Here is a 6,203-nt window from a genome sequence, read left to right as displayed (position 1 = left end):
ATTTAGGAGATTTTGTTGTTTATTTTTTGTCTTATTATAATATTGTGATTTAAATACAGAAAACGTAATCAATTAATTATGTTTTTAGGGAGGACTTATAAATGTTTAATTTTTTTAAACCTGCGCCTGCAATTCCAAGGCTAGCAAAAGATAAAATTCCTTCAGCCTACAAAATGTATCGTTTAAGAGTTTTTCTTATGATGTTCGTAGGTTATGCTGGATACTACTTAGTTAGAAAGAACTTTGCAGTAGCGTCACCATTTTTAATTAGTAATTACCATTTTTCAAAAACTGATATAGGTTTAATCAGTACTGGACTTGCCGTAGCTTATGGTTTAGGTAAGTTTGTTTTAGGAAGTTTAGCAGATAGATCAAACGTTAAATACTTCTTAGGTTTTGGTCTTTTAGCATCTTCTATCGTAAGTATCTTTATGGGATTTACAAGTACTGTTTGGATATTTTTAATACTTATGATAATAAACGGTTTATTCCAAGCTATGGGAGCACCTCCATGTTCAATCGTTATAGGTAAATGGTTCTCACAAAATGAAAGAGGACTTAAGATGGGAATATGGAACACTTCACATAACATTGGTGGTGGACTTATAGCTCCTTTAGCTACTTTATCTTTAGTAATGTTTGGAGCTAATAATTTTCAAAGCATATTCTTCTTACCAGCTGCAATATGTATAATAATTGCAATATTCGTATTTTTCATTGGAGCTGATACTCCTGAATCAGTAGGATTACCTCCAATTGATGAATATAGAAATGATTATTCAGAAGTTAAAGCTGAAGAAGACCCAGTAAAATTATCAACTAAAGAAATAATTTTCAAATATGTTTTAACTAACAAATATGTATGGTATTTATGTTTAGCAAATATCTTTGTTTACTTAATAAGACAAGGTGTTGTTAACTGGATTCCAATATATTTACATGAAGCTAAACACTTCTCAAATGCAGATGCAAACTGGGCTATGTTCTTATTTGAATATGCCGCTATACCAGCATCAATATTACTTGGTTGGTTATCAGACGTATTATTTAAAGGAAAACGTGCTCCTTTAAGTATAATATGTATGATTGGAGTTATATTCGCTATTGCAGCTTATTGGACAACTTCAAACTACATGGTAACTATGATATCAGTAGCTGTAATAGGATGCTTTATATATGGTCCACAATTATTAATTGGTATGAACTTAATTGATATTGTTCCAAACTTTGCAGTTGGTGCTGCTGTTGGATTATCAGGACTTTGTGCATATATACTAGGTGAGCTTATGGCTGATTTAGTTATAGGATTTATAGCTGATAACTTTGGATGGAATGGAGCATTCATCTTCATAATATGTGGAGCTGTAGCTGCTTTAATACTTCTATCATTAACTTTAAACACTAAAAAAGCTAACAACCATAATAATTAATATAAATAAACAAACCTTTCTTATCAAAAAGACCTGATGAATATTCATCAGGTCTTTTTACTTAATGAGTTCCATGAATTACTTCAAAGCCTTCTTTCTTTAAAAGTTCTTCATGTTTTTTATAAGTTTCACATTCTCTCTTTATACAATCAGATATATGTACTACTTTAACATTATTTTTCTTTAACTGACTTATTTTATGTTTCCAATTCTCTCCTTCTATTAAAGTTTCCTTGCATCCTATACAATAAAAAAAGCTTGCAAGTTCTTCTTTATTATCTCCATATATAGAAAAAGCTTTATCTGAATTATTATATGCCTTAAAACATCCTGAACCTGCACATTTTCCTATAAGTTTTCTACACGCCATTATAGCTATACTCATGTTTATCAATCCTTTAATAATTATATTTGTAAGTTATAAATAAAGGTTCTTTATCTTTATGAACTACTGAACAAACTTCATATACTTCTTTTATTATCTCTTCTGTTAGAACCTCTTTTGGCTTTCCTACAGCCTTTATATTACCATCTTTCATTATATAAAGTCTATCACAATAAGCAGCAGCTATATTTAAGTCATGAAGTGCAACTAAAACTGTAATTCCTAATTTTTTTACTATATTAAGAATTTGAATTTGATATTTTATATCTAAGTGATTAGTCGGTTCATCTAATATAAGAATCTTTACATCTTGAGCTAATGCACGAGCTAATAATACTCTTTGCTTCTCTCCTCCTGAAAGACTTAAAAAATTTCTTTCTGAGTGTTCAAGCATTTCAACTTTTTTTAATGATTCATTTACTATATTAAAATCATTTTTATTGTCACTTTCCAAAAACCCTTTATGGGGACTTCTCCCCATAAGAACCATATCTTTAACTTTTATATCAAAAGAAAAATCATTAAATTGGCCAAGTACTCCAACTCTTTTAGCTATATCTTTAACTTTCATCTTTGATAGTTCTTTTCCATCTATATAAATAACTCCAGATTTTTCTTTATTTATTCCATATATAGTTTTTAAAATAGTTGATTTTCCACTTCCATTTGGTCCAATTATCCCTACAAATTCGCCTTTATTTGCATATATTGAACAATTTTTAACTATAGGTTCCTTTCCTAAATCTACACTCAAATTTTCAACTTTTAAATCCATATTAATTACTTCCTCCAAAAGTATACGTACGCTTTATCATAATATACATAAAAAATGGTGCTCCTATTAATGATGTTATTATTCCAATTGGCATCTCCATATTTTTAATTAATATTCTAGCTAAAACATCTGCCCATACTAAAAATATCGCTCCAATTAATATAGCTACAGGAATATTATATTTATGATTTGTTCCAACTAAACTTCTTGTAATATGAGGTATAACTAAGCCAACAAACCCTATTATTCCGCAACTTGAAACTAAAACTCCTGTTAATATAGAAACTATTACAAGATATATCTTTCTATACATTGATAAGTCAATTCCTAATGTTATAGCAGTTTCATCCCCTAATAACATACCATTCATTATTCTATATTGAGTCATAAAAAATACAAAACACACAAAGACTACTACAAATGGTATCAATATATTATTAAAATTAGCCGATACTAAACTTCCCATAGTCCACTCAGTTGCAGATCTAATTGCTGAATTATCATTAGTAAAATATATTAATAAGTTTGTTAAAGATGAAAAAATTAAATTTATTACAACTCCTGATAGAACTAATTTTGTAGATGTAATTCTTCCACCTATACTAGAAAATTTAAAAACTAAAATAGAAGCAAATAATGCACCTAAAAAAGACATTAAGTTTATTGATAAACTGCTACTTCCAACTAAGTTAAAACTTGAAACTGCTAACATCGCAAAAGCAGCTCCAAGTGTTCCCCCTGAAGATATACCAAGTATATACGGATCGGCTAATGGATTCTGAACAGTAGCTTGCATAACTACTCCACCAAGTGCTAATCCAGCTCCAGATATTACTCCAAGTAAAACCCTAGGTAGTCTAATTTCCCACACAATATCAATAAAAGATGTATCTATGTTTCTAATTAATGATTCATTTCCAAATAACTTATAAATTATTATTTTATAAACATCAACTATGTCTATACTAACTGAACCTATAGACACTGCTATTCCAACACTTAAAATCAAAAGAATAATTAAAGTTATTATCGCTACTTTTATATTAAAATTTTTAACTTTATTTTTAAGCATAACTTAAATTCCTACTTATATAAGTTTGGATATAATTCTTTTGAATAACGTTCTATAGCATCAACAACACGAACTCCTCCTGCCCATGTTTCAGCAAGCCCAGTCACAACTATATCTTTATTTTTTACTGCAGTAACATTTTGAAGTGCTTTATTATTAGTAAATACTTTAATTAAATCTTTATTATCTATTTTTTTATCATCTCCATAGTGAATATATATAATAGCATCTGGATTTTTAGCAACTATTCCTTCAGCACTTATAGCTCCTGATTTTTCTTCTAAATTAACTACTCCAGCTCTTTTAACCATATCACCTACTAAATCATTATTTCCATAAACTCTAAACTCACCATCTTTACTTTCCTCTAATATTAAAACTGTCTTTTTATGTTTTAAAGTTTTAGTTTTTTCCTGAATTAAATTAAGTTTATTTTTAAGATTTTCAACGTATTTATTTGTTTTATCTTTTATATCAAAAATAGTTCCTATATCATCTATATCTTTAAATAAATTATCTACATTAAAGTTTCCAACAGAACTTACTGTGTTTCTTTGCACAAGTGTATGTATTCCTTTATCTTGCCAATAAGTTACATCACCTAATGCCTTTGGACCAAATACACTTTTCCATCCAAATATTAAATCAGGTTTAAGAGCTAATACTTGTTCTTTGCTTGGATATTTATCTGATAATACTTTAACTTTTTCATACTCACCTTTTAATCTATCTAATATTGGATTATCCAAATAACAAGTACCAACTAACTTATCTCCAAGTCCTAAGTCTAACATAAGCTCTGTTGCTGTTTGATTAGTTGTAATAACCCTTTCTGGAGATTTATCAAATGTTTCTTTTATTTCTTTGCCTTCAAAGTTATAAGTATTTATAGTAACTGGATAATATGAATTACTACTCTTTGAAGAACTTTCATTTTTACTAACCTCACTTTTATCAATAGCATGTCCGCACGCTACTAAAGATATTCCAATTGCCATTATAAATATATTAGCCAAAATCTTTTTTAATATTGTTTTCTTCATTTTATTTCTCCTAACTTGTTTATTTTTAAATTTATTTTATAAAACCTATTTTAAAGGTTTACTTTTTTTTAAATAAAAAACTTCTTAACTACTACAAGTAGTTAAGAAGTCACAAATACATCTAATTATTAAAATTTATAATAATCTATGACCTATCCCTATACTCCGTAGAGAAATTAGTTCGCAAATCTAGGCAGGTCTTCTGACTTAAGTATCATAATTTCTATCAGTCTTCCCATAAAAACAGTGACATTTTGATAAAAACTCCTCAATTACAGCGGCGGGACCGTGTGGGAATTACACCCAAACTTCCCTTTTAATCAATATTTATATTGAACCTAAATTTTAAATTATTTAATTACAATAAAACTATACATATATACATTTTATATGTCAATCACTAATCTTCTTTTCCAAATTTACCATGCATAAGTAATCCTACTATATCTGATAAACGTCCTATTAAATTACCAAGAATTATTGCTATTAATACTGCTTTCCAATTTCCATTACTTCCAAATGTTGAACAAGCTCCTAAGAATGCTCCTGGAATAAATGTTAAAGGCTTAGCCTTAGATTGAAAACACATTACAAAAGAAAAAAATCCTGTAAGTATATAAGATATATATGGGGAACCAAAGTAATTAGTGCCACCAATTATGCACATTGCCCAAATTATTCCTGTTATATTTGCAACAATTGATTTTTTAAGTCCAACTGATTTTCCTCCTGATGCAAAATAACTAGTGAATCCTATAAATCCAACCCATGTTAATAATCCAAATGCATCGCTTATAAATGCCCATAATGCAGAAAATATTCCAACACTTATAGCCGATACTGTTATTAAATCCATACTGTTTCCTCCTGAGTAAAAACAAAATATATATTAATGATTTCAATAAAATTATAACACACTTCTACTATTTTATTTAAACTTATAATTATATTTTAAGTTTATCTTAAAACAAATTTAAACAGTTTATACATAACAAAAAGGATGCTAAAAAGCATCCTTTACTACATGGTATTATTTAATAGCAATTACCTCTATTTCTATAGGTGCATCCATTGGTAATTTTGCTACTTGAACACAACTTCTTGCTGGTGGATTTTCATTAAAATATGTTCCATATACTTCATTAACTGCTGCAAAATCATTTAAATCTTTTACAAAAACAGTTGTTTTAATTACTTTATCAAATCCTGTTCCAGCATTTTCTAATATAGCTTTACAATTTTCTAAGCTTTGCTTAGTTGCAGCTTTTATTTCAGTTTCTAAAACTTTTGTTTCAGGGTTTAATGGTAATTGTCCTGATGTATAAACTAAATTTTGAATTTCAATTCCTTGTGAATATGGTCCTATTGCAGCTGGTGCCTTTTCTGTGTTAATTACTTTTTTCATAACATTTACCTCTTTTCATATTAATTTATCTTTTAAGTAATATTTTTATATTTTTAAAATATTATCTTCATTGTATTTATAAAAAATCTAGAA

At 28.1% G+C, this 6,203-nt stretch carries 7 protein-coding genes and 1 riboswitch; of the genes, 1 reads left to right on the top strand and 6 read right to left on the bottom strand.

The window, feature by feature from the left end; translation table 11 throughout:
• Window positions 1-101 precede the first annotated feature (101 nt).
• Window positions 102-1,430 carry an MFS transporter gene (locus tag O212_RS0114130; protein ID WP_024615749.1) on the top strand — a complete coding sequence of 443 codons (1,329 nt, stop codon included), beginning with the start codon at window positions 102-104 and terminating at the stop codon, window positions 1,428-1,430.
• A gap of 61 nt (window positions 1,431-1,491) precedes the next feature.
• Here O212_RS0114130 and O212_RS0114125 read toward each other — a convergent pair whose 3' ends face one another.
• The 6 genes from O212_RS0114125 to O212_RS0114100 all read right to left on the bottom strand — a co-directional run bounded on the left by O212_RS0114125 (window position 1,492) and on the right by O212_RS0114100 (window position 6,110).
• Complete coding sequence (locus O212_RS0114125; protein WP_024615748.1) at window positions 1,492-1,815, bottom strand: CGGC domain-containing protein; 324 nt, start codon at window positions 1,813-1,815, stop codon at window positions 1,492-1,494.
• A gap of 13 nt (window positions 1,816-1,828) precedes the next feature.
• Window positions 1,829-2,590: an ABC transporter ATP-binding protein gene (locus O212_RS0114120; protein ID WP_024615747.1), complete on the bottom strand. Its 762-nt coding sequence runs from the start codon at window positions 2,588-2,590 to the stop codon at window positions 1,829-1,831.
• 1 nt (window position 2,591) lies between these two features.
• Window positions 2,592-3,662, bottom strand: coding sequence for an iron ABC transporter permease (locus tag O212_RS0114115; protein ID WP_024615746.1), 1,071 nt, complete (start codon window positions 3,660-3,662; stop codon window positions 2,592-2,594).
• An 11-nt stretch (window positions 3,663-3,673) separates the two neighbouring features.
• Window positions 3,674-4,705: an ABC transporter substrate-binding protein gene (locus O212_RS0114110; protein ID WP_024615745.1), complete on the bottom strand. Its 1,032-nt coding sequence runs from the start codon at window positions 4,703-4,705 to the stop codon at window positions 3,674-3,676.
• Window positions 4,706-4,879: 174 nt separating this feature from the next.
• Window positions 4,880-5,062, bottom strand: a riboswitch (cobalamin riboswitch).
• Window positions 5,063-5,105: 43 nt separating this feature from the next.
• Window positions 5,106-5,561: a DUF1097 domain-containing protein gene (locus O212_RS0114105; RefSeq protein ID WP_024615744.1), complete on the bottom strand. Its 456-nt coding sequence runs from the start codon at window positions 5,559-5,561 to the stop codon at window positions 5,106-5,108.
• 174 nt (window positions 5,562-5,735) lie between these two features.
• Entirely contained in the window at window positions 5,736-6,110 is a 375-nt protein-coding gene (locus tag O212_RS0114100) for a RidA family protein (protein ID WP_024615743.1), read from the bottom strand.
• Window positions 6,111-6,203 lie beyond the last annotated feature (93 nt).

Origin of the sequence: Clostridium sp. Ade.TY (assembly GCF_000498355.1) — a bacterium.
GTDB lineage: Bacteria > Bacillota > Clostridia > Clostridiales > Clostridiaceae > Clostridium.
This window is presented reverse-complemented; position numbering and strand designations above follow the sequence as displayed.

Excerpts from the sequence above, each read along its gene's own strand:
- O212_RS0114130 (WP_024615749.1), top strand. The coding sequence starts at position 102 with ATGTTTAATTTTTTTAAACCTGCGCCTGCAATTCCAAGGCTAGCAAAA.
- O212_RS0114125 (WP_024615748.1), bottom strand. The coding sequence starts at position 1,815 with ATGAGTATAGCTATAATGGCGTGTAGAAAACTTATAGGAAAATGTGCA.
- O212_RS0114120 (WP_024615747.1), bottom strand. The coding sequence starts at position 2,590 with ATGGATTTAAAAGTTGAAAATTTGAGTGTAGATTTAGGAAAGGAACCT.
- O212_RS0114115 (WP_024615746.1), bottom strand. The coding sequence starts at position 3,662 with ATGCTTAAAAATAAAGTTAAAAATTTTAATATAAAAGTAGCGATAATA.
- O212_RS0114110 (WP_024615745.1), bottom strand. The coding sequence starts at position 4,705 with ATGAAGAAAACAATATTAAAAAAGATTTTGGCTAATATATTTATAATG.
- O212_RS0114105 (WP_024615744.1), bottom strand. The coding sequence starts at position 5,561 with ATGGATTTAATAACAGTATCGGCTATAAGTGTTGGAATATTTTCTGCA.
- O212_RS0114100 (WP_024615743.1), bottom strand. The coding sequence starts at position 6,110 with ATGAAAAAAGTAATTAACACAGAAAAGGCACCAGCTGCAATAGGACCA.